At 61.9% G+C, this 19,912-nt stretch carries 15 protein-coding genes; 4 read left to right on the forward strand and 11 right to left on the reverse strand.

What is annotated here, in order from left to right; translation table 11 throughout:
- Positions 1-64: 64 nt before the first annotated feature.
- The 6 genes from F6V30_RS06845 to F6V30_RS06870 form a co-directional block, all read right to left on the reverse strand.
- Positions 65-1,873 (reverse strand): ABC transporter ATP-binding protein, encoded by a 1,809-nt coding sequence (locus F6V30_RS06845; RefSeq protein ID WP_151156109.1) that lies wholly within the window; start codon positions 1,871-1,873, stop codon positions 65-67.
- Between the two features lie 97 nt (positions 1,874-1,970).
- Positions 1,971-3,506 (reverse strand): response regulator, encoded by a 1,536-nt coding sequence (locus F6V30_RS06850; RefSeq protein WP_191965595.1) that lies wholly within the window; start codon positions 3,504-3,506, stop codon positions 1,971-1,973.
- A gap of 310 nt (positions 3,507-3,816) precedes the next feature.
- The gene (locus F6V30_RS06855; RefSeq protein WP_151156112.1) at positions 3,817-4,515 is read right to left on the reverse strand and encodes an amino acid ABC transporter permease; all 699 of its coding nucleotides are present in this window, start codon (positions 4,513-4,515) and stop codon (positions 3,817-3,819) included.
- 1 nt (position 4,516) lies between these two features.
- Positions 4,517-5,224 (reverse strand): amino acid ABC transporter permease, encoded by a 708-nt coding sequence (locus F6V30_RS06860; protein ID WP_151156114.1) that lies wholly within the window; start codon positions 5,222-5,224, stop codon positions 4,517-4,519.
- Between the two features lie 82 nt (positions 5,225-5,306).
- The gene (locus F6V30_RS06865; RefSeq protein ID WP_151156115.1) at positions 5,307-6,122 is read right to left on the reverse strand and encodes an ABC transporter substrate-binding protein; all 816 of its coding nucleotides are present in this window, start codon (positions 6,120-6,122) and stop codon (positions 5,307-5,309) included.
- Positions 6,123-6,170: 48 nt separating this feature from the next.
- Entirely contained in the window at positions 6,171-6,917 is a 747-nt protein-coding gene (locus F6V30_RS06870; RefSeq protein WP_149306690.1) for an amino acid ABC transporter ATP-binding protein, read from the reverse strand.
- Between the two features lie 213 nt (positions 6,918-7,130).
- Here F6V30_RS06870 and F6V30_RS06875 point away from each other — a divergent pair, with 213 nt between their 5' ends.
- Positions 7,131-8,048 (forward strand): YceI family protein, encoded by a 918-nt coding sequence (locus tag F6V30_RS06875; protein ID WP_151156117.1) that lies wholly within the window; start codon positions 7,131-7,133, stop codon positions 8,046-8,048.
- An 83-nt stretch (positions 8,049-8,131) separates the two neighbouring features.
- Here the strand turns inward: F6V30_RS06875 and priA are convergent, their stop codons facing one another.
- The 5 genes from priA to speA all read right to left on the reverse strand — a co-directional run bounded on the left by priA (position 8,132) and on the right by speA (position 15,588).
- Entirely contained in the window at positions 8,132-10,372 is a 2,241-nt protein-coding gene (priA, locus tag F6V30_RS06880) for a replication restart helicase PriA (RefSeq protein ID WP_151156118.1), read from the reverse strand.
- 85 nt (positions 10,373-10,457) lie between these two features.
- Positions 10,458-10,667, reverse strand: a complete 210-nt coding sequence (locus F6V30_RS06885; RefSeq protein WP_151156119.1) for a hypothetical protein — start codon at positions 10,665-10,667, stop codon at positions 10,458-10,460.
- 229 nt (positions 10,668-10,896) lie between these two features.
- A complete protein-coding gene (gene nspC / locus F6V30_RS06890) occupies positions 10,897-12,051 on the reverse strand; it encodes a carboxynorspermidine decarboxylase (RefSeq protein WP_151156121.1) in 1,155 nt (384 codons plus the stop codon).
- Positions 12,052-12,248: 197 nt separating this feature from the next.
- Positions 12,249-13,445, reverse strand: coding sequence for a saccharopine dehydrogenase family protein (locus tag F6V30_RS06895; RefSeq protein ID WP_151156122.1), 1,197 nt, complete (start codon positions 13,443-13,445; stop codon positions 12,249-12,251).
- 235 nt (positions 13,446-13,680) lie between these two features.
- Positions 13,681-15,588, reverse strand: a complete 1,908-nt coding sequence (gene speA / locus F6V30_RS06900; protein ID WP_151156124.1) for an arginine decarboxylase — start codon at positions 15,586-15,588, stop codon at positions 13,681-13,683.
- Between the two features lie 386 nt (positions 15,589-15,974).
- On the opposite strand from speA, the gene F6V30_RS17030 reads away from it, so the two are divergent.
- The 3 genes from F6V30_RS17030 to thiL are packed head-to-tail and all read left to right on the forward strand — an operon-like array spanning position 15,975 to position 19,890.
- Complete coding sequence (locus F6V30_RS17030; RefSeq protein ID WP_191965596.1) at positions 15,975-16,415, forward strand: Hsp20/alpha crystallin family protein; 441 nt, start codon at positions 15,975-15,977, stop codon at positions 16,413-16,415.
- On the forward strand, positions 16,412-18,886 hold the full coding sequence (gene lon, locus F6V30_RS06910; protein ID WP_476739149.1) for an endopeptidase La: 2,475 nt from the start codon (positions 16,412-16,414) through the stop codon (positions 18,884-18,886). Before F6V30_RS17030 ends, lon begins: the two co-directional genes overlap by 4 nt.
- Positions 18,883-19,890 (forward strand): thiamine-phosphate kinase, encoded by a 1,008-nt coding sequence (gene thiL / locus F6V30_RS06915; protein WP_151156128.1) that lies wholly within the window; start codon positions 18,883-18,885, stop codon positions 19,888-19,890. Before lon ends, thiL begins: the two co-directional genes overlap by 4 nt.
- The last annotated feature ends 22 nt before the right edge of the window (positions 19,891-19,912 follow it).

Genomic DNA, 19,912 nt, shown 5'->3' on the forward strand with positions numbered 1-19,912 from the left:
CCCCGGCTCTTCCGGCCACTACGGCATTCCGGCGTCACGTCGGATTCAGGACAATGCCCCTGGTTCACAGGCCGCCAAACTGCAGCTGGTGCAGCCGGTAGTAGAGCCCCTTGGCCTCCATGAGCTCCTGGTGCGTCCCTTCCTCCGCCTTGCGGCCCCGGTGCACCACCACGATCCGGTCGGCGTCCTGGATGGTGGAGAGCCGGTGGGCGATGACCAGGGAGGTGCGCCCCTGCATCAACCCCCTGATCCCTTCCTGAATCATCTGCTCCGAGGCGGAGTCCACGCTGGCGGTCGCCTCGTCCAGCACCAGCACCTCGGGGTCGAAGGCCACGGCCCGGGCAAAGGAGATGAGCTGTTTTTCCCCTACGGACAGGTTGTTGCCCCGCTCCCGGACCTCTTCCCCGTACCCTTGGGGCAGGCGCTCGATGAAACGGTCGGCCCCGACCGCGGCTGCCGCCGTCCGGACCCGTGACCGCGCCTCCTCGTCCCCCAGGCAGATGTTGAACTCGATACTGCCGGCAAACAGGCAGGGGTCCTGGAGGACGATGCCGATGCGCCGGCGCAGGTCGCTTCCCCGCATGGTGCGCACATCTCTACCGTCGATGAGGAGGCTGCCCCGGTCGATCTCGTAGAGCCGGGTCAAGAGCCTGGTGATGGTGGTCTTGCCGCCGCCGCTTTCCCCCACCAGCGCGATCCGCTCGCCGCGCCGGACGACCAGGCTGAACTCCTCCAGGGCGTTATCCCCCTCGCGGTAGGCAAAGGAGACGTCACGGAATTCGATCAGGGGGGGCGTCCGCCCGAAAGTCTCTCCGGAGGGACGCCCCATTTCGGCAAAGGCCGGTACGGGGGCCTGGTGGGCCGGTTTGTCCGCCGGCGTGTCCAGCAGGGCAAAGATCCGTTCCAGGGCCGCCATGGCGCCCTGCATGACCGAATACTTGGCCGACAGGTCGCGGATGGGGGTGAAGAATTTTTCGATATACTGGATGAAGGCTACCAAAACCCCGAAGGTCAGGGCGCCCCGGACGATCTCGCCGCCGCCGTACCAGATGATCAGGGCAACGGCGACGGACGACAGGGCCTCCACGATGGCGTACAGCGACGCATCCCAGAAGATGACCGGCATGTTGGCGTCCCGGTAGGATGCGTTCAGGTCGCTGAAGCGCCGCTCTTCGTCCCGCTCGCGGTTGAACGCCTGGATGATGCTGATGCCGCCGATGGACTCGGCCAGAAAGGCGTTGAGGCGCCCCAGGCGCGCCCGCACCTCGCGGAACGATTGGCGCATCCTGCGGCGAAAGGCCCAGGCGACGTACAAAAGCAGCGGGAGGACGCTGAAGGTCACCAACGACAGTTTCAGGTTCATCCAGAGCATGACCGAGATGATGCCCGCCAGGAGCATGACGTCGCCCACGATGGTGATGATCCCCGAGGCGAACATCTCGCCCAGGACCTCCACGTCGCTGGTCAGGCGGGTAACGGCGCTGCCCGTGGGGACCCGGTCGAACCAGGAAACCGGCAGGCGCATGACATGGCGGTAGAGTTCGTTGCGCATGTCGGCCATGACCCGCTGTCCGACGGACTGGAGCAGATAGATCTGCAGGAAGGCGAGGAGCGATTCGGACAGCAGGACCGCCAGGAAGGCCAGGGCGATCCCTTCCAGCCCGGCCAATCTGCCGGTGGTGATGTGGCCGTCGATGGCCAGCTTGATGATCCAGGGCTGGGCCAGGCGGCAGGCGGCGACGAGCGGTATGGTGACCAGCACCGCGGCGATCGCCGTGCGGTAGGGGGCGACATAGCGGGCAAAGCGGGTCAAAAGGCGGGTATCGTAGGCCTTGCCCGCTATTTCCTCTGCATAGATGCCGCCGTGGTACATTCCGACTCCGCAAGATGGTTGTGCACTAGTTTCAGGATACCAGAATCGGCGGCAGAAGGGAAATGATGTCTTTCGGCGGGTCGGGGAACGGGGCAGCTTACGGGGGCGCCGTTTCGTGCGGAGCTTGCAGTTCCTCCGCCAGGGCCGGCAGGTAGATGTGGAAGGTCGCCCCTTTGCCGGGTGTGGATTCGGCGGTGATGGCGCCCTTGTGTTTGCGGACGATGGAGTGGCAGAGCGCCAGGCTGAGCCCCATGCCCTTCTGGCTGCCCATCTCCTTGGTGGTGAAGTAGGGGTCGAAGATCCTGGGCAGGTTCTCGGGGGGGATGCCGGTGCCGGTATCGTGGAACGCCAGGTGAACGTACTCCCCCGCCGGGAGGGACAGGGGGTCCTGTTCGCCGATGGTCACGTTCTCCCCTGTTATCCGCAGGGTCCCGCCCTGGGCCATGGCCTCGACGGCATTGACCGCCAGGTTGGCAAAGGTCTGCTCCATCTGGGAGTCGTCCATCCTTACCCGGTGCAGACCGGGTGCGATAGTGACTTCGCTCGCTATGGCCGGTTTGCCCCTGAGTACGGCAGCGATGGCCGATGTGATCAGGGGAGCAAGGGGCGCGGGATGCACAAAGGAGTCCCCACCTTTGGAAAATGCCAGCAGGCGCAGGCTCAACTCCTTGGCGCGCAGAGAGGTCTGCTCCGCAATCTCGAGCATCTCGACGATGGTCTGGGGGGAGTTGACATGCAGCTTGGCCAGGGAGATGTAGCCGAGGATCACCTGCAGCAGATTGTTGAAATCGTGGGCCATGCCGCCGGCCAGGATACCGATGGCTTCCATCTTCCTGGATCGCAGGCTCTCCGCTTCGAGCTTTCTCTGCCGGGTGACATCCTCCCCGTTCTTGATGAACTTGAGCAATGAGCCGTCAGGGGCTTTGAGGGGGGATATGCTCACGTTTTCCCAGAAGAGGTCGCCGTTTTTCTTCCGGTTCCGCATGCTGCCGTGCCATTCGCTGCCCTGGAGAATCGTGGACCACAAATCCTGGTAGACTTCGGGGGAGGTCTCGCCCGACTTGAGGATGCGCGGTGTCCGGCCGACCGCTTCGTCGGAGTCAAAGCCGGTTATCTCGCAGAATTTGCGGTTCACGTATTCGATGGCGCCGGTGGTATCGGTGATGATCGCCATGCTGGGGCTTTGCTCGAGGGCACTGGAAAGCAGGCGGATGTGGTCGTTTTGCCGGCGGAGTTGTCGCTGCATCGTCACAACGTCGATGCTCCGTTCGATGGCCTCGTAAAGCTTCTGGAAAGCGACCGGTTTGAGGACGAACTGGTTGATGCCGATATCGATGGCCTGGAGCAGATAGTCGATATCGTTGAAGGCCGTCATGACGATAATCTGGGCATCGCGGGTCATGCCGCGGATCTCCCGGGCCATGTCCAGCCCGCTCATGAACGGCATCATGATATCGGTCAGTACGATGTCGGGGGTATGCGTCCGGTAGAGTTCCAGGCCCTCCCGGCCGTTTTCGGCCACGATCAGCCGGTAGCCGCGCAGCCCGAGCATGCGTTTGATCTGCTCCCGCGCGGTGGCTTCATCCTCCACGTACAGGATGGTGAGGTCGTCCGGGGAGGGGGGGGACGTCATTGCCATGCCTCGGAGCGACGTCCCGCCCCGTCGGCGGCCCGTGCGTCTCCTGCAAAACGATGAGCAGCGGCAGGGGGGACGGAATGTTTCCCCGGCGGGGCGGCAATCATGGCGGTTACCGGGCGGCGGAACAAGGACTTTTGGAGCTGGGGTGGGAGCAGGCTGGGCGGGACATGAGCGTTCACGATGTTCCCCAAACGAGAAAGAGGTCGTACGGACAACGCCGGGATGGCGCGTCCGTATCGGCAACTATTTTATCAGAGATTCGACCGATGACAAGCCGTTGTGACGGATTTCGCGGAGAAGGGCGTCAAATAGCCTTGCGCCAGGCCAACCGCTGTTCCAGCCAGCGGGAAAGGGAGGTGAAAGCGTAGCAGACGATAAAATAGATCAGGGCGATGAAAACGAAGATTTCCGTCGGATAGGCCATGGTCCGGTTATTGATCTGGGTTCCCACATGGGTCAGTTCGGATACGCCGACGATGAAGGCCAGGGAGGTGTCCTTGATCAGGGAGACGAACTGGTTGACGAAGGAGGGGATCATGTTGCGCAACCCTTGGGGAAGCACGATATAGAGCATGGCCTGCCACGGCTTGAGGCCGGTGGAGATGGCCGCCTCGGTCTGCCCCTTGGGGATGCCCTCGATGCCGGCCACCACGATGCGGGACATGTAGGCCGAGGTGAACAGGGTCAGCGCCATGATGACGGTCTGGCTTTCGGCCACCTTGCCGAACAGGGCCGGCAAGAGGAAGTACATCCAGAAGATGACCATCAGGAGCGGCATGCCGCGCACCAGGTTGATGAAGGCGACGGCGGGGTAGCGCACGGCCGGAAAGCGGGAGATGCTGAGCAGTCCCAGAATCAGGCCGCCGAAAAAGGAGAGGACGCAGGAAACCGACGCCAGGTACAGGGTCAGGCCCAGGCCGCCCAGAGGGCCGTTGGGAAAACGGCCGATCATGAAGTAGGTGAAGTTGTCGGCAATCACCGATACATTGAAAAATTGATCCATATCAGGCCGCCTTGTGAATGTTGAGGACTTTCTCGTTGTAGATGTTCACCAGGGCGGTGATAACAAGCGAAATAGCCACATAGACCACGGTTGCTGCGGTGAATGCCTCGAAACCCTTGAAGGTGTAGCTCTCCACCTGGCGGGCCTGGTAGGTCAGCTCCATGACGCCGATCGTCATGGCCAGGGACGAGTTCTTGGCCAGGTTGAGAAACTGGTTCACCAGCGGCGGCACCGTGAGACGGACCGCCTGGGGCAGGATGATGTACTGCATGGAGCGCAGGTAGGAAAAACCGGCGCTGCGGGCCGCCTCCATCTGTTCCTTGGGGATGGAGAGCACGCCGGAGCGGATGTCCTCGGCGATGAAAGCCGAGGTGTAGATGGTCAGGGCGATCACGGCGGCGGCGAACTCGAAGTTAGTACTGTTCAGCCAGTCGTTCACGGCGGTCGGAAGGATCTTGTAGGAGCCGAAGTACCAGAAGAATATCTGCACCAGAAGCGGGGTGTTGCGGAAAAATTCCAGGTAGGCATGGGCAATCCAGCGGACCGGCCTGTTGTTGCTCATGCGCATGACGGCGATCAACAGACCCAGGATGAAGGCCAGCACGATGGAGAGTGCCGAGAGCTGCAGGGTGACTTTGACTCCCGAGGCCAGCCATTCGAAATACTTGCCCGAGGTTACGGTCGACCAGTCGAATTGATAATTAAGCACGTGAAACCCTCATGAAAGAGCGGGGCGGGGGGCAGGAGCCTTCCCTGTACCCCCCGCCTGCTGGACGTTACAAGCTCTTGTATTACTTGCCGGCCGTAATCTTGAAGTTGCGGTGCAGATGGAACTGGGTCGTGGGGCCGAACCACTTGTTGAAGATCCGGGCGGCTTCGCCTGACTTCTCCATATCCAGGATGGTCTTGTTGACGAAATCCACGAAGTGCTTGTCGCCCTTGCGCATGCCGAGGCCGTAGGGCTCGTCGGAGATCTGGACACGGGGGATTTCGAAGCGGGCCTTGTTGGGAGCCTTGGCCAGGATGCCGGCCAGGATGGCCTCGTCGGTCGTCACGGCGAATACCTTGCCCTGCTCCAGGGCGAGCAGCGCCTGGGGATAGTCGTCAAAGGAGAGCACGGTGGCGGTAGGCAGGGCCTTCTTCACGTTCTGCTCCGAGGTGGAGCCCTTGGCGGTGCCGATCTTTTTGCCTTCCAGGTCCTTCAGGCTCTTGACGGTCCCTTTCTTGGCGATGAACTTCTGGCCGGTGAAGAAGTAGGTGTGGCTGAAGTCGACCTGTTTGGCCCGCTCGGGGTTTTTGGTCATGGTGGCGGCGATGATGTCGATATGCCCTTCCTGCAGCTGGGGCATACGGCTGGCCGAGGTGACCGGCTTGAGCTCTACCCTGACGCCCAGCTTTTTGGCGATGGCGTTGATGAAGTCGATGTCGTACCCGACGATGGTGCGGGTTTTCTCGTCCACATAGCCGAAGGGGGGGAGGGAGTCCTTGACCCCGGCCACCAGCACTCCTTTTTTCTTCACATCAGCCAGCGTATCAGCGGCCAGCACCGTTTTGGCGGCCATCGAGGCCAGCACCGTGACCATGAATAATGTTACCAGTTTCTTCATGTCGAATTCCTCCTTCAAGAGTGGTAGTACAGACCGGAAAGACCGGTTCTAAGGACATTCGCAGTGCATCGGCGTCAGAAGCTGGCGCAGGAACTGCTGGGCGCGCTCGTGCTTCGGCCTGCTGAAAAACTCATCGGGCGTAGCCTCCTCCAGAACGGTGCCGGCATCCATGAAGGCCACCCGATGGGCAACCTCGCGGGCAAATCCCATCTCGTGGGTGACCACCACCATGGTCATGCCGCTTACGGCCAAATCCTTCATGACCGCCAGAACCTCGCCGATCATCTCCGGGTCAAGGGCCGAGGTGGGCTCGTCGAAGAGCATGATCCTCGGTTTCATCGCCAGGGCGCGGGCGATGGCCACGCGTTGCTGCTGGCCGCCGGAAAGCTGTGACGGGTAGGCATTGCGTTTCTCGGCCAGCCCGACCCGCTCCAACAGCGCCATGGCCTGCTCTTCGGCATCCCTCTTGGCGGTCTTGCGAATCTTGGTGGGGGCCAGGATGATGTTGTTCAGGACGGAAAGGTGGGGGTACAGATTGAACTGCTGGAAGACGAAGCCGACTTCGGCCCGCAGTTTGTTGATATCGGTCTTTTTGTCCAGCAGGTCCATGCCGTCGACCGTCAGCGTCCCCTTGTCGATCGGTTCGAGCTGATTGATGGTACGGATCAGGGTGGACTTCCCGGAGCCGGACGGCCCGCAGACGACCAGCACTTCGCCGGAGGTTACGTGCAGATTGATATCGTTGAGTACGTGCAGGCTCTTGAACCACTTGTGCACGCCTTGAAAGGTAATCATGGAACACTCCTGTCAAATTGAGGTGAAACGTTGTGCAAAAGCAGTGGATTTGTATAACACAAAGCACCACGGCTGGGCAAAGAAAAATTGGCCACCAAATGAGACAACAATAATCTGATTGACGGGCAACAAGGCGGGCATATAATTAAAAACAAAGGGTTAAAATGATCGGCCCTCCTCGTATACGTTGCGGGCGAAAGGTGGGTGATAGTCATGCTGTCCAGTATCTCGGCAGGTGAATTGAAATCGCTGCTGGCTGCGGGGGGGCCTGTTTGCCTGATCGACGTGCTTCCTCCCGAATACTACGGGGAGTGCCATATCCCGGGTGCGAGCAATGCGTGCGTGTATGAGATGGCATTTCTGGAAAACCTGGCAAAGATCGTCAGCGACCGGGACACGCCGCTGGTGGTGTACGGCGCCAGCGCCCGCTCGCGAGAGGCCGCGGTTGCGGTGGAAAAATTGCGGCGTGCCGGATATCGGGAGGTGCGGGAACTGGCCGGCGGGCTGGCAGCGTGGCGGGCGGCCGGATATGGGGGGGAGGCGGGCGAAGGCCCGGCCGTCCCGGAGATCGCCATCGCGGACGGCGGGTATGTGCTGGACAGCGCCGCCAGTCGGCTGGAATGGATGGGGCGCAACCTGAACGGCAGACACTACGGCACCATAGCCGTGTCGGGCGGAGAGGTCCAGATGAAAAAGGGGGGGCCGGCCGGCGGGAGCATCACCCTGGACATGGGGTCCATTGCGGACGTCGACCTGAAGGATGAGGGGTACAACCGCATGCTGGTCAGCCATCTGAAATCCGACGACTTTTTCGATGTGGCCACCTACCCTGAGGCGGTCTATGTCATCAACGGTTCGGAGCTTCTGCCGGAGGCGTCCAGCTGCTCTCTTGTCTACCGGGTGATGGGTAGCCTCGAACTGAGGGGGGTGAAAAGGGAGTTGCCGCTCACGGCCGAAGTGGCGCCCCAGCCGGATGGCCAGCTCAAGGCCAGGGTACTGTGCGATCTTGACCGCACGCGTTGGGGGGCCATTTACGGCTCGGGGAGGTTTTTCGAAAAACTCGGCCAGCACCTGGTCAGCGAGATCGTAACCGTTGAGCTCTTCCTGGTCGCCAAAATGCGCCGGAACTGACGTCTGTCGCCGTAACCCTTTTACGGGAACGGCCCTTCCCCGCAATCGCAACTACCGATTTCAGGTTCATCAATCTACATCCGTCACATCATATCCACCGGATCGATATCCACATACTCGCGGATGGTCGAAGCGGCCGGACGGTTCTGCTGCCAGGCGGCGATCAGGCGGCGCAGATCGTTGCGGGTGGGGGATTTGAGCAGGATCTGGCGGCGGAAACGGCCCCGCAAGCGGTACAGGGGCGCCGGGGCCGGTCCCAGTATCTCCACGCGCAGGCCCTTTTCCCGTTTCAGCTGCGTCAACAAACGGGCTACGGTCCCGGCATGCTCTTCCACCGGCCGCTCCGCAGTGCCGGAGAAGCCGAGGCAGGCCAGGAAGCTGAAGGGGGGGTAGCCGACCTCGCGGCGGAATTCCAGCTCCTGGCGGTAGAAGGCATCGCTGTCATGCCGTACGGCGTTCTGGATGGCGTAGTGGTCGCTGCTCTGCGCCTGGACGACCACCCGGCCGGGGGCGTCCCCCCGTCCGGCCCGGCCGATGACCTGGGAGAGGAGTTGAAAGGTACGTTCGGCCGCGCGGAAATCGGGCATGGCCAGGCTGGCCTCGGCATTGACCACACCCACCAGGGTCACGCCGGGAAAGTCGTGCCCCTTGGCGATCATCTGGGTCCCCACCAGGATGTCGGCGCTGCCGTCGGACATGCGGGCCAGGAGGCGCCCATGGCTCCCCTTGCCGCCGGTGGTATCGCTGTCCATGCGCAGGATGCGCGCCTGGGGCACCAGCTCGCGCAGGTCGTGCTCCAGGCGTTCGGTGCCGGCCCCCAGCTCCTTCAACTCCTGGCAGCCGCAGGCAGGGCAGATGCCGGGGGCGGGGATGGCGTAATCGCAGTAATGGCAGACGCTCTGGCCCCGCTGGCGGTGGTAGGTGAGGGACACGGAGCAGTTGGGGCACGCCAGGGGGGCGCCGCACTCCGCGCAGACCAGGTAGGTGGCAAAACCGCGGCGGTTGAGAAAGATGATCGCCTGTTCGCCGGCGGCCAGGGTCGCCTCCAGGGCCGGGACCAGGAGCGGGCTGATGGCCGTGGCGACCCCCTTCATGGGGGCCAGCTCGACGGTGGGCATGGGACGCTGCTCAACCCGTTCCGGCAGGGTGAGCAGTGCCAGCTTGCCGTGCTCCGCGGCATACCGGCTGGTGACCAGCGGCGTTGCCGACCCGAGCAGGACTACGGCCCGCTCCATCCGCCCCCGGACCAGGGCCAGGTCGCGGGCGTTGTAGCGCAGGCCGTCGGCCTGTTTGAAGGAGGCCTCGTGCTCCTCGTCGACGATGATGATGCCGATGCCGGCCAGGGGGGCGAAGATGGCCGAGCGGGCGCCGATGACGATGCGGGCCTGGCCGCGCCTGATGCGCCGCCACTCGTCGTAACGTTCGCCGTCGGAGAGGCCGCTGTGCAGGATGGCAATGCCGTGGCCGAAGCGGGCGCGGAAGCGCTGCACCAGTTGGGGGGTCAGGGATATCTCCGGCACCAGCACCAGGGCGTTTTTGTCCTGCCCCAGGGCTTGGGCGATGGCCTGGAGATAAACCTCGGTCTTGCCGCTGCCGGTCACGCCGTGCAACAGAAAGGGGGCAAAGGCGTGCCGGTCCAGCGCCGCGCAGAGGGCGTCCAGGGCTGCCTGCTGGTGGCGGGAGAGGACTCGGGGGGTATCGCGTTTCACGGCATCGTCGCCGAACGGGTTGCGATAGACCTCCCGCGTCTCGCCGGTCACGAGGCCCAATTCCGCCAGCCGTTTGAGCTGTGGCGAACAGGTGCCGAAACGCCGCCGCAACTCTGCCGCCGGGATATCCCCCGCCTCCCTGATCACACCGAGGATGTCCGCCGCTTTGGCGCCCAGGTGGGGAGCGGGCTCGCACGGCGCGGCGGCGCGGTAGACGATCTCGGTCTTGATGGTTTTCCCGCCGCTGACGGTGGGGTCATCCTGACCCGAACCCTTGCGGTCCTGGATGTTGATGCCGGCCGGAAGGGCTGTCTTGAGGACTTCACCCAAGGGGTGCAGGTAGTAGGAGGCCACCCAGCGGAAAAACTCCAGTTCGCTGTCCGTCCAGAGCGGTTCGGGATCGAGCACCTCGAAGATCTCTTTCAGTTCGTGGGGCGGGGGGGCCGTCACGTTTCCCAGGATGTAGCCGGTCAACCTGCGGCGGCCGAAGGGGACGAAGGCGCGCCGCCCGGCAAGGGCCTGCCCCTCCATTTCCCGGGGGACGCGGTAGTGGAAGGTCCGGTCCAGGTGGAGCGGGATGGCTACTTCGATGATGTGGGGCACATGGTTCGGCATGGGATGGTGATAGCAGAGCCCCGGCGCGAAGTAAAGCGCGGAGAAGCGAAAAGAAGGGGAGGGCGGGGGCGCTGCCCTCCGCGGCCTACCAGAACTTCCGGGGGGGCTCGGTTTTCCCCACCAGGCGAATCTCGCCGTCAATGACCTTGAACATGTCGCCGATCTCGGTGGTCCACTCGTCCCCCTCTTCCAGTGGGCTGGGGAAGGAGCGCTGGCCGAGGAACATCTCCTGGTCGCCCACATACCCGTACCACTCCAGTGCGCCGGTCATCCATATTCTTGTTTTCAGTTCCATGGGAATACCTCAAAAATAAAAGTCCAACCGTGCCTCTGCGGCAGATGGTACAGCTAATGTGCCCGAATAGTATCAATCTCCACCTGAACCCTTCTCCCTGAAGGAGAAGGTGGCCGAAGGCCGGATGAGGGGGCAACAGCGCCGCTCTATTCACCTCTTCCCCCTCACCCTGGCCCTCTCCCTTAGGGAGAGGGGATTGTCTCTGCTGTTGCAGGAGATTGAGTGTGATTTACGACAGCCGCGACTTGAAATCTGCATAGCCGAAGCTGCGCACGACCCGCAGCTCGCCCGTCTGCGGTTCGAAGGTGCAGATGGCCGGGTGCTGGATGCCGTTGAAGGTGGTGGTCTTGACCATGGTGTAGTGGGCCATGTCCAGGAAGGCCAGCCGGTCGCCCGCGTGCAGCGGCCGGTCGAAGGACCAGTCGCCGATGATGTCCCCCGCCAGGCAGGAGGGACCGCCCAGGCGGTAGGTATGGGCCTTCTCGTCGGGGGCGAAGCCTCCCTCGATATCGGGGCGATAGGGCATCTCCAGGGTGTCCGGCATGTGGCAGGTGGCCGAGACGTCCAGGATGGCGATATCCAGTTCGTTATGCACCACGTCCAGCACCTCGCCCACCAGGATGCCGGTGCCGATGGCGATGGCCTCGCCCGGCTCCAGGTAGACCTCCAGGTCGTACTTTTCGCGGAAATAGGTCACCAGTTCCACCAGGCCGTCGATGTCGTACCCCTCCCGGGTGATGTGGTGCCCCCCCCCCAGGTTGAGCCACTTCATGCGGGGCAGGAACTCGCCGAACTTCTCCTCGAACGCCCGTGCCGTCCGCTCCAGCGGTTCGAACAGCTGTTCGCAGAGGGTGTGGAAGTGGAGCCCCTCCACCCCCGCCAGGGATCGCCCCTCGAACTCCGCCCGCGGGATGCCCAGGCGCGAGGCCGGGGCGCAGGGGTCGTAGATGGGGGTGTGCCCCTCGGAGTGCTCGGGATTGACCCGCAGGCCGACGGAGACGCGCCCCCGTTCCCTTTCCCACAGGGGGCGGAAACGCTCCAGCTGGTTGAAGGAATTGAAGACCAGGTGGTTGGAGATGGACAACAGCTCCACCACGTCGCTCTCCTTGAAGGCTGCGGCGAAGCTGTGCACCTCGCGCCCGAACTCCTCCCGCCCCAGGCGGGCCTCCCAGGGGGAACTGGCACAGACGCCGTGGAGGGTCTCGCGGATGATGGGGAATACGCTCCACATGGAGAAGGCCTTCATCGCCATGAGAATCTTGGCCCCGCTGCGCCTCTGAACCTCATCCAGGATGGCCAGATTGTGGCGCAGCCTGTCCAGGTCCACCACATAGGCCGGGGAGGGGGCAAGTTCAAGGATTTTGTCGATATCTATACCGGTCACAATCGAAACCTTTTATTTGCCACGGAGGCATTGAATCTGAAAAAAGCCTGTTGACCGAATGCCGGTTTTTCCCACAAGAAACGTCAGATTTGCGATGATGACGGTGTCGGCGACGAGGAGGCGAGAGAGGCGTAGCAGCGCTACGTCGATGAGCCTCCGCAGGAGCCGGTGCCGTCAGGGCGCAAATATGGCGTTTCTCACAACTCCGGCCACTCGCCGCCGTCCACGACCACCGTGGGCAGCCCCATGGGTCCCAGCACCTCCAGGAACAGCTCGGGATCGAACTGCTCCATGTTCCAGACGCCGGGGCTATGCCATTTGCCGGTCAGCATCATGATGGCCCCCACCACGGCCGGTACGCCGGTGGTGTAGCTGATGGCCTGGGACTTGACCTCCCTGAAGCAGGCTTCGTGGTCGCAGATGTTGTAGATGTAGACCTGCTTGCGCTTGCCGTCCTTGAGGCCCCGGGCGATGACGCCGATGCAGGTCTTGCCCTTGGTCAGCGGCCCCAGGGAGCCGGGGTCGGGCAGCACGGCCTTGAGAAATTGCAGCGGCACGATCTTCTGGCCGTTGTACTCCACCTCGTCGATCCTGGTCATGCCCACGTTTTGCAGCACCTCCAGGTGTTTGAGGTAGTTGTCCGAAAAGGTCATCCAGAACTGGGCCTTTGTGATGGTGGGGATATGCTTGACGATGGACTCCATCTCCTCATGGTACATGCGGTAGATGTTCATGGGGCCGATGCCGTCCGGGAAGTCGAAGGAGTGCTTGGTGGCCAGCGCGCCGCTCTCGATCCACCGGCCGTTCTCCCAGTGGCGGCACGGGGCGGTCACCTCGCGGATGTTGATCTCCGGGTTGAAGTTGGTGGCAAAGGGCTGGCCGTGGGAGCCGGCATTGGCGTCGATGATGTCGATCTCCTGGACCTCGTCGAGGTGGCTCTTGGCGGCCAGGGCGGTGTAGACGTTGGTCACGCCCGGATCGAAGCCGGAACCGAGCAGGGCCATGATCCCGGCCCGTTTGAAGCGCTCCTGATAGGCCCACTGCCAATGGTATTCGAATTTGGCCGTGTCGCGCGGCTCGTAGTTGGCGGTGTCCAGGTAATCCACCCCGGTCTCCAGGCAGGCGTCCATGATGGTCAGGTCCTGGTAGGGGAGGGCCACGTTGATCACCAGTTTCGGCTGTTCCCTGCGGATCAGGGCCGCCAGTTCCGGCACGTTGTCGGCGTCCACCTGGGCGGTGGCAACCGGCGTCGCTATCTGGGCCGCAATGGCGTCGCATTTGGACTGGGTCCGGGAGGCCAGGGTGATCTCGCTGAAGATGTCCCGGCGCTGGGCGCATTTGTGGGTCACAACCTGGCCGACGCCGCCGGCGCCGATTATAAGGACCTTGCTCATGGAAAACTCCTTCCTGGGGGCGCAACGCCATATTCGCGCCCTAACGACGTTGGCTCGTCGGCATGCTCCTCGACGTAGCGCTGCTACGCCTGCGGGCCTGCCTCCTTACCAGCGCCGTTATCATCGCGAATCTGACGCTGCTTGTTTATGGGGCAGTTCGGCGAGATATAGTACGGGCATTCGCCGGTTAGCACAATGCCCGTAACAAAACTTTTACATTAACGTGTGAGGGGCGTTACTCGCCCAGATAGGTATAGCCCAGAAGTGTCCGGTCCAGGAGTTCGATGAAGTGGCTGCTCTCCTCGATGGAGATCTTCCGCAGGGCGACGCTCTTCTCCAGGTTGTCCCTGACATGCTTGAGGATCTCCGGCCCCTTGTACTGGACGTACTTCAGGCTCTCCCAGCATGCGTCGCCGTTGATGACGGTGTCGATCAGGTAGCCGGTTTTCTTGTTGAAGGTGATATGCACGGCATTGGTGTCGCCGAACAGGTTGTGCATGTCTCCCAGGATCTCCTGGTAGGCGCCGATCAGGAAGAAGCCGATGAAATAGCCCTCCTCCTTGCGGATGCGGTGGAGCGGAAGGGACTTGGTCCTGCCGGTCTCGCCGACAAAACTGGTGATCTCGCCGTCCGAGTCGCAGGTGATATCGGCGATGGAGGCCATGATATCCGGTTTCTGGTTGAGCCGCTGCAGCGGCATGATCGGGAAGAGCTGGTCGATGGCCCAGGAGTCCGGGATCGACTGGAACAGGGAGAAATTGGCGAAATAGGTCTGGCGCAGGGCCAGGTGAAAGTTCTGCAACTCCTCGGGGATCGGCTTGATCTTCTCGACGATGCCGTTGAGTTTTTTTATGATCTTGGAGTAGAGCCACTCGGCGATGGCGCGGTCGTTGAGGGTCAGGTAGCCCAGGTTGAACAGGCTGACCGCCTCGTTGATCAGTTGCAGCGTGTCGTGGTAGTCCTCGCGCAGGGAGTAGCGGTCGATGCTCTTGTAGATGTCCATGAGCTTCTTGACCGTGGGCGCCAGGTTCTCGGCCTGGGTCAGGATCTCCTCGAAATCGGGCATCAGGTGCTGTGTGCTGGTGTTGAGGACGTTGGTGATCAACACCGAGTAGTGGGCAACCGTGGCGCGCCCCGATTCGGAGATGATGTTGGGGCACTCGACCCCGGCCTCCTCGCAGATGTTCTTGATCTGGTAGATGACGTCGTTGGCGTACTCCTCGACCGTGTAGTTGACGCTGGAGAAGTAGCTGGACTTGGAGCCGTCGTAGTCCACGCCCAGGCCGCCGCCGATATCGAGAAATTCGATGCCGACGCCCAGTTTCCGCATTTCGGCGTAGATACGGGTCCCCTCGATCAGGGCGGTCTTGATCTTGTCGATCTTGGTGATCTGGCTGCCGATGTGGAAATGGAGCAGCTTGACGCAGCCGAGCAGCCCGTGTTCCTCCAGCATGCGGATGGCGGCGATGATCTCGGACATGCGCAGGCCGAACTTGGCGTCCTCGCCGCCTGATGTGGCCCATTTGCCGGTTCCCTTGGAGGAGAGCTTCACCCGGATGCCGAGCTTGGGCTGGATGCCGGTCTTCCTGGAAAGTTCGATGATCTTTTCCAGCTCGAACAGCTTTTCCACCACCAGGGTGATGTCGTAGCCGATCTTGGTGGCGTAGAGTACGGTCTCGATATATTCGGTGTCCTTGTAACCGTTGCAGATGATCGGCAGGCCGTTGCCGGTGGAGATGGAGATGCCGGCTACCAGTTCCGGTTTCGAGCCCACCTCCAGGCCGATGTTGTAGCGCTTGCCGAAGTTGGCGATGGCCTCGACCACCTGGCGTTGCTGGTTGACCTTGATGGGGAAAAAGGTCTGGTACTTGGCCGGGTAGTCGTTCTCCTGGATGGCGTTCCTGAACACGCGGTTGATACTGGCGATACGCCCCTGGAGCACATCCATGAAACGCAGCAGGATAGGGGGCTTGATCTTGCGTTTGATCAGGTCGTCGACCAGGGCGCGCAGATCGATGGACTGCTTGGAACTGGAGGACGGATGGACGCAGATGTTCCCCTTCTTGTTGATAGAGAACAGGTCGGCGCCCCAGTTGTCCATGTTGTAGAGCTTTACGGACTCGTTAATCGTCCAGCGTTCCATAGGCCGTGTACCAACTTTCGTCATTGATTTGCTGAAAGCCATTGTGTCGCAGGGGGACAATGGCGTGCTTCGTCATTATTGCATATATTATTGAAGATCGCCCACATAATGTGTCCGCCGCCGGAGAGCGAAACAAAAATGAACAAATTTGTTCTTCTATTGAATATTGCAGTGTAAGTCAATCAAATAAAAATATGTCCCGAGAGGAGGGGCCGATTTCGGGCGAGTTTGATGGCGCCATGACGGCCGGTTGCGCCGGGTGGCGCAGGTTGGTTCTGAATTGTGCGCGCCCGCTGAATGTGTGCCTTGACTTTGTCGAAGGGAATGTTTACCTTTCAGCCAGTCCGGGAGTCAGCTTCATCATCAATGGTAGGCAAGGTGGTTATATGCCACGTTTTTCTCGCAGACAGCCGTTTCAGCAGGAACTCTTCGGCCGGCACCTCGGTGAAATCCGGGATCTGCTGGACGCCCTTGAACTTCGTGATGTCTTCGGCGAGGGGGAGAACCGCCCGCCGGTGGATATGTACGAGACCTGCGATGAGATCGTTCTGGAATTCGATCTGCCCGGTTTTCGCATCGAGGACATCAGCCTGACGCAGCATGGCGCGACCCTCGTGCTCGAGGCGCATCGCCCCTGCGAACAGGCGGCCGGCGACGCCCATTATGTCTGCCTCGAACGGGGTTACGGCCGTTTCCACCATGCACTGCATATTCCGGGTTGTATTGATACGTGCGCCATCAAGGCTGAATACCGTTACGGCGTTCTGCGGGTGAGATATCCCAAGACCGGTGACCGGCAGGTAACGATAAAGGAGATACAGGATTGAGCGAGATAGATAAGGATATGGAAAAACAGGAATCGGAAGAGGTGAAGATTCCCGAGGTGTTGCCGCTCTTGCCGGTGCGCGATGTGGTGGTCTACCCCTTCATGATCATCCCGCTCTTCGTGGGGCGCGAGATGTCGGTCAAGGCCGTTGACAGCGCTCTGGCCGGGGACCGGATGATCCTTTTGGCCACCCAGCACGAGATCGGCGAGGAGGACCCGACCCCGGACAAGATCTACGAGGTCGGCACGGTCGCCATGATCATGCGCATGCTCAAGCTGCCGGACGGCAGGGTGAAGATTCTCGTCCAGGGGCTGAGCAAGGCCCGCATCACCGAGTATGTGACGGAGAAGCCGTTCCACACGGTACGCATCGAGAAGATGGTCGACACCCCGCTTCAGGACGTTTCCCTGGAGACGGAGGCGTTGGTGCGCACCGTGCGCGAACAGCTGACCAAGGTCATCGAGCTGGGCAAGCAGGTATCCCCCGAGGTGATGGTAATCCTGGAAAATATCCAGGACCCCGGCAGCATGGCCGATCTGATCGCCAGCAATCTGGGGCTGAAGGTGGCCGATGCCCAACTGCTTCTGGAGATGAGCGAACCGGTCATGCGCCTGACCAAGGTCAACGAGTTCCTGAACCGCGAGGTGGAACTGCTCAGCGTGCAGGCCAAGATTCAGAGCGCCGCCCGCGAGGAAATGGGCAAGAATCAGCGGGAGTACTACCTGCGTGAGCAGATGCGCGCCATTCAGCAGGAGTTGGGGGATGGCGAAGGCAAGGAGGATATCGCCGAGATCAAAAAGGCCATCGAGACCGCCAAGATGCCCGAGGCATCCCAGAAGGAGGCCCTCAAACAACTGAACCGGCTGGAAAACATGCATCCGGACGCCGGTGAGGCGGGCATCATCCGCACCTATCTGGACTGGCTGGTTGAACTCCCCTGGAGCAAATCCAGCCGGGACAGCCTGGACATCGTCCGCGCCAAGGAGATTCTGGACGACGATCACTACTACCTGGACAAGATCAAGGAGCGCATCCTGGAGTTTTTGGCGGTGCGCAAGCTGAAGAAAAAGATGAAGGGGCCGATCCTCTGCTTCGTGGGCCCTCCGGGGGTCGGCAAGACCTCCCTGGGCAAATCCATCGCCCGGGCCATGAACCGCAAGTTCGTGCGCATATCCCTGGGCGGCGTGCGGGATGAGGCCGAGATCCGCGGCCACCGCCGCACCTACATCGGCGCCCTGCCGGGGCGCATCATCCAGGGGATGAAGCAGGCCGGCACCAATAATCCGGTCTTCATGCTGGACGAGTTGGACAAGCTGGGCTACGACTACAAAGGGGACCCTTCGTCGGCGCTGTTGGAGGTGTTGGACCCGGAACAGAACCATTCGTTCTCCGACCACTACATCAATATGCCGTTCAATCTCTCCAACGTGATGTTCATCGCCACGGCCAACCAGATCGATCCGGTGCCGTCCGCCCTGCGCGACCGCATGGAGGTGATCAACCTGGCCGGGTACACCGAGGAGGAGAAGCTGGAAATCGCCCGCCGCTATCTGGTGCCGCGCCAGATAAAGGAGAACGGTCTCAAGGCGAAGGATATCAGTTTCGAGGACGATGCCATCCGCGAGATCATCACCAAGTACACCCGTGAGGCGGGCTTGCGCAATCTGGAACGGGAGATCGGCACGGTATGCCGCAAGGTGGCGCGCAAGGTGGCCGAAGGGGGCACGCGTACCGTCAAGATCGCGGACAAGAATCTGCACACCTTCCTGGGGGCACCCAAGTATCTGCGGGAGGAGGATCTGGACAAAAACGAGGTCGGTGTGGTCAATGGCCTGGCCTGGACGCCGGTGGGAGGAGAAATCCTGCACATCGAGGCCACCCTGATGAAGGGAAAGAACGCCCTGACCTTGACCGGACAGCTGGGGGACGTGATGAAGGAGTCGGTCCAGGCGGCCCATTCCTATATCCGCGCCCACGCAGACATTCTGCACATCAACCCCGATTTCTTCCAGGACCATGAGATTCACGTCCATGTCCCGGCCGGCGCCATTCCCAAGGACGGCCCCTCGGCCGGTGTCGCCATGACCACGGCGCTGGTGTCGGTCCTGACGCGCATTCCGGTCAAAAAGGACGTGGCCATGACCGGCGAGGTCACCCTGCGGGGCAAGGTGCTTCCCATCGGCGGCCTCAAGGAGAAGATCCTGGCGGCGGTGCGCTCACGGATGCGGCTGGTCATCATCCCTGAGCAGAACAAGAAGGATCTGGAGGACATCCCGGCCGAGATCCTCAAGAAGGTCAAGATCGTCCCGGTGCACGAGGTGAGCGAGGTGCTGAAGCTGGCCCTGGAGAAGTTCCCGCCCCCAGCGCCGTCCACCCCCAAGGAGCCGGCGAAGAAATCGCGCAGCGGCGAAGCCACCCCCAAGGTGCTGATGCGCCCCCGGAAGGAAATTTCGGCCGGGGCACGGGGGTGAAGATTGGAGAGTTGGGCGAATTCGGCCTGATCTCCCGTATCGCTTCCGGCTTGGCCGACGGTAACGGCGTCATCACCGGCATCGGTGATGACGCCGCCGTAACGGCCCTTTCCCCGGGGATGCAGTTGTTGACCTCGACCGACATGCTGGTGGAGGATGTGCATTTCCGCCGCGCCTGGCATGATCCCTATCGCCTGGGGCGCAAGTCCCTGGCGGTCAGCATCTCCGACATCGCTGCCATGGGGGGCATCCCCCGCTGGGCGCTGCTCTCCCTTGCCGTTCCCCCCGAGACCCCCCTCGAATTCCTGGACGCATTCACCCGCGGTTTTCTTGCCATGGCTGCGGAACACGGCGTGGCCCTGATCGGCGGCGACACCTGTTCCTCCCGCGCCGGCCTGACCATATCCGTCACCATCATGGGGGAACAGGAGCCGGAGAACATCATCCGGCGCTCCGGCGCGCATCCCGACGACGACATCTGGGTGACCGGGACCCTGGGAGACGCCGCCCTGGGGCTGGAATTGCTGGAAAAGGGGAAACTCCCCTCTCCCATGACGGTGGAGGAGCAGGAACGCCTCATCTCCCGTCTGCTCGATCCGTCCCCCCGGAGCGCTGCCGGCCGGGCGCTGGCGGAAGCGGGGCTCGTATCGGCCATGATCGATGTCAGCGACGGGCTTTTGGCCGATTTCGGCCATATTGCCGAACTATCCGCCCTCGGCGGCACGATTCACCTCGACGCGCTCCCGCTTTCGCCGGACTTTCGTACCGTTCTCCCCTCCCACCCCTCGTCCCATCCCGATCTTGCCCTGTCCGGCGGCGAAGACTACGAACTGGCATTTACCGCGCCCGCGGCCAATCGGGAAAAAATTGTCCAACTTATGAAAAAATGTGGCATTGATGCTCGGCCTGTTGGTATAGTAACAGCCTCGCCCGAGGTAACGGTCCTTTTGGCCGACGGCAGCACCTATGCCCCACAAAACAAGGGATACAACCACTTCACATAAATTTCCGAAAGGAGCATCACAC

Origin of the sequence: Oryzomonas sagensis (genome assembly GCF_008802355.1) — a bacterium.
GTDB lineage: Bacteria > Desulfobacterota > Desulfuromonadia > Geobacterales > Pseudopelobacteraceae > Oryzomonas > Oryzomonas sagensis.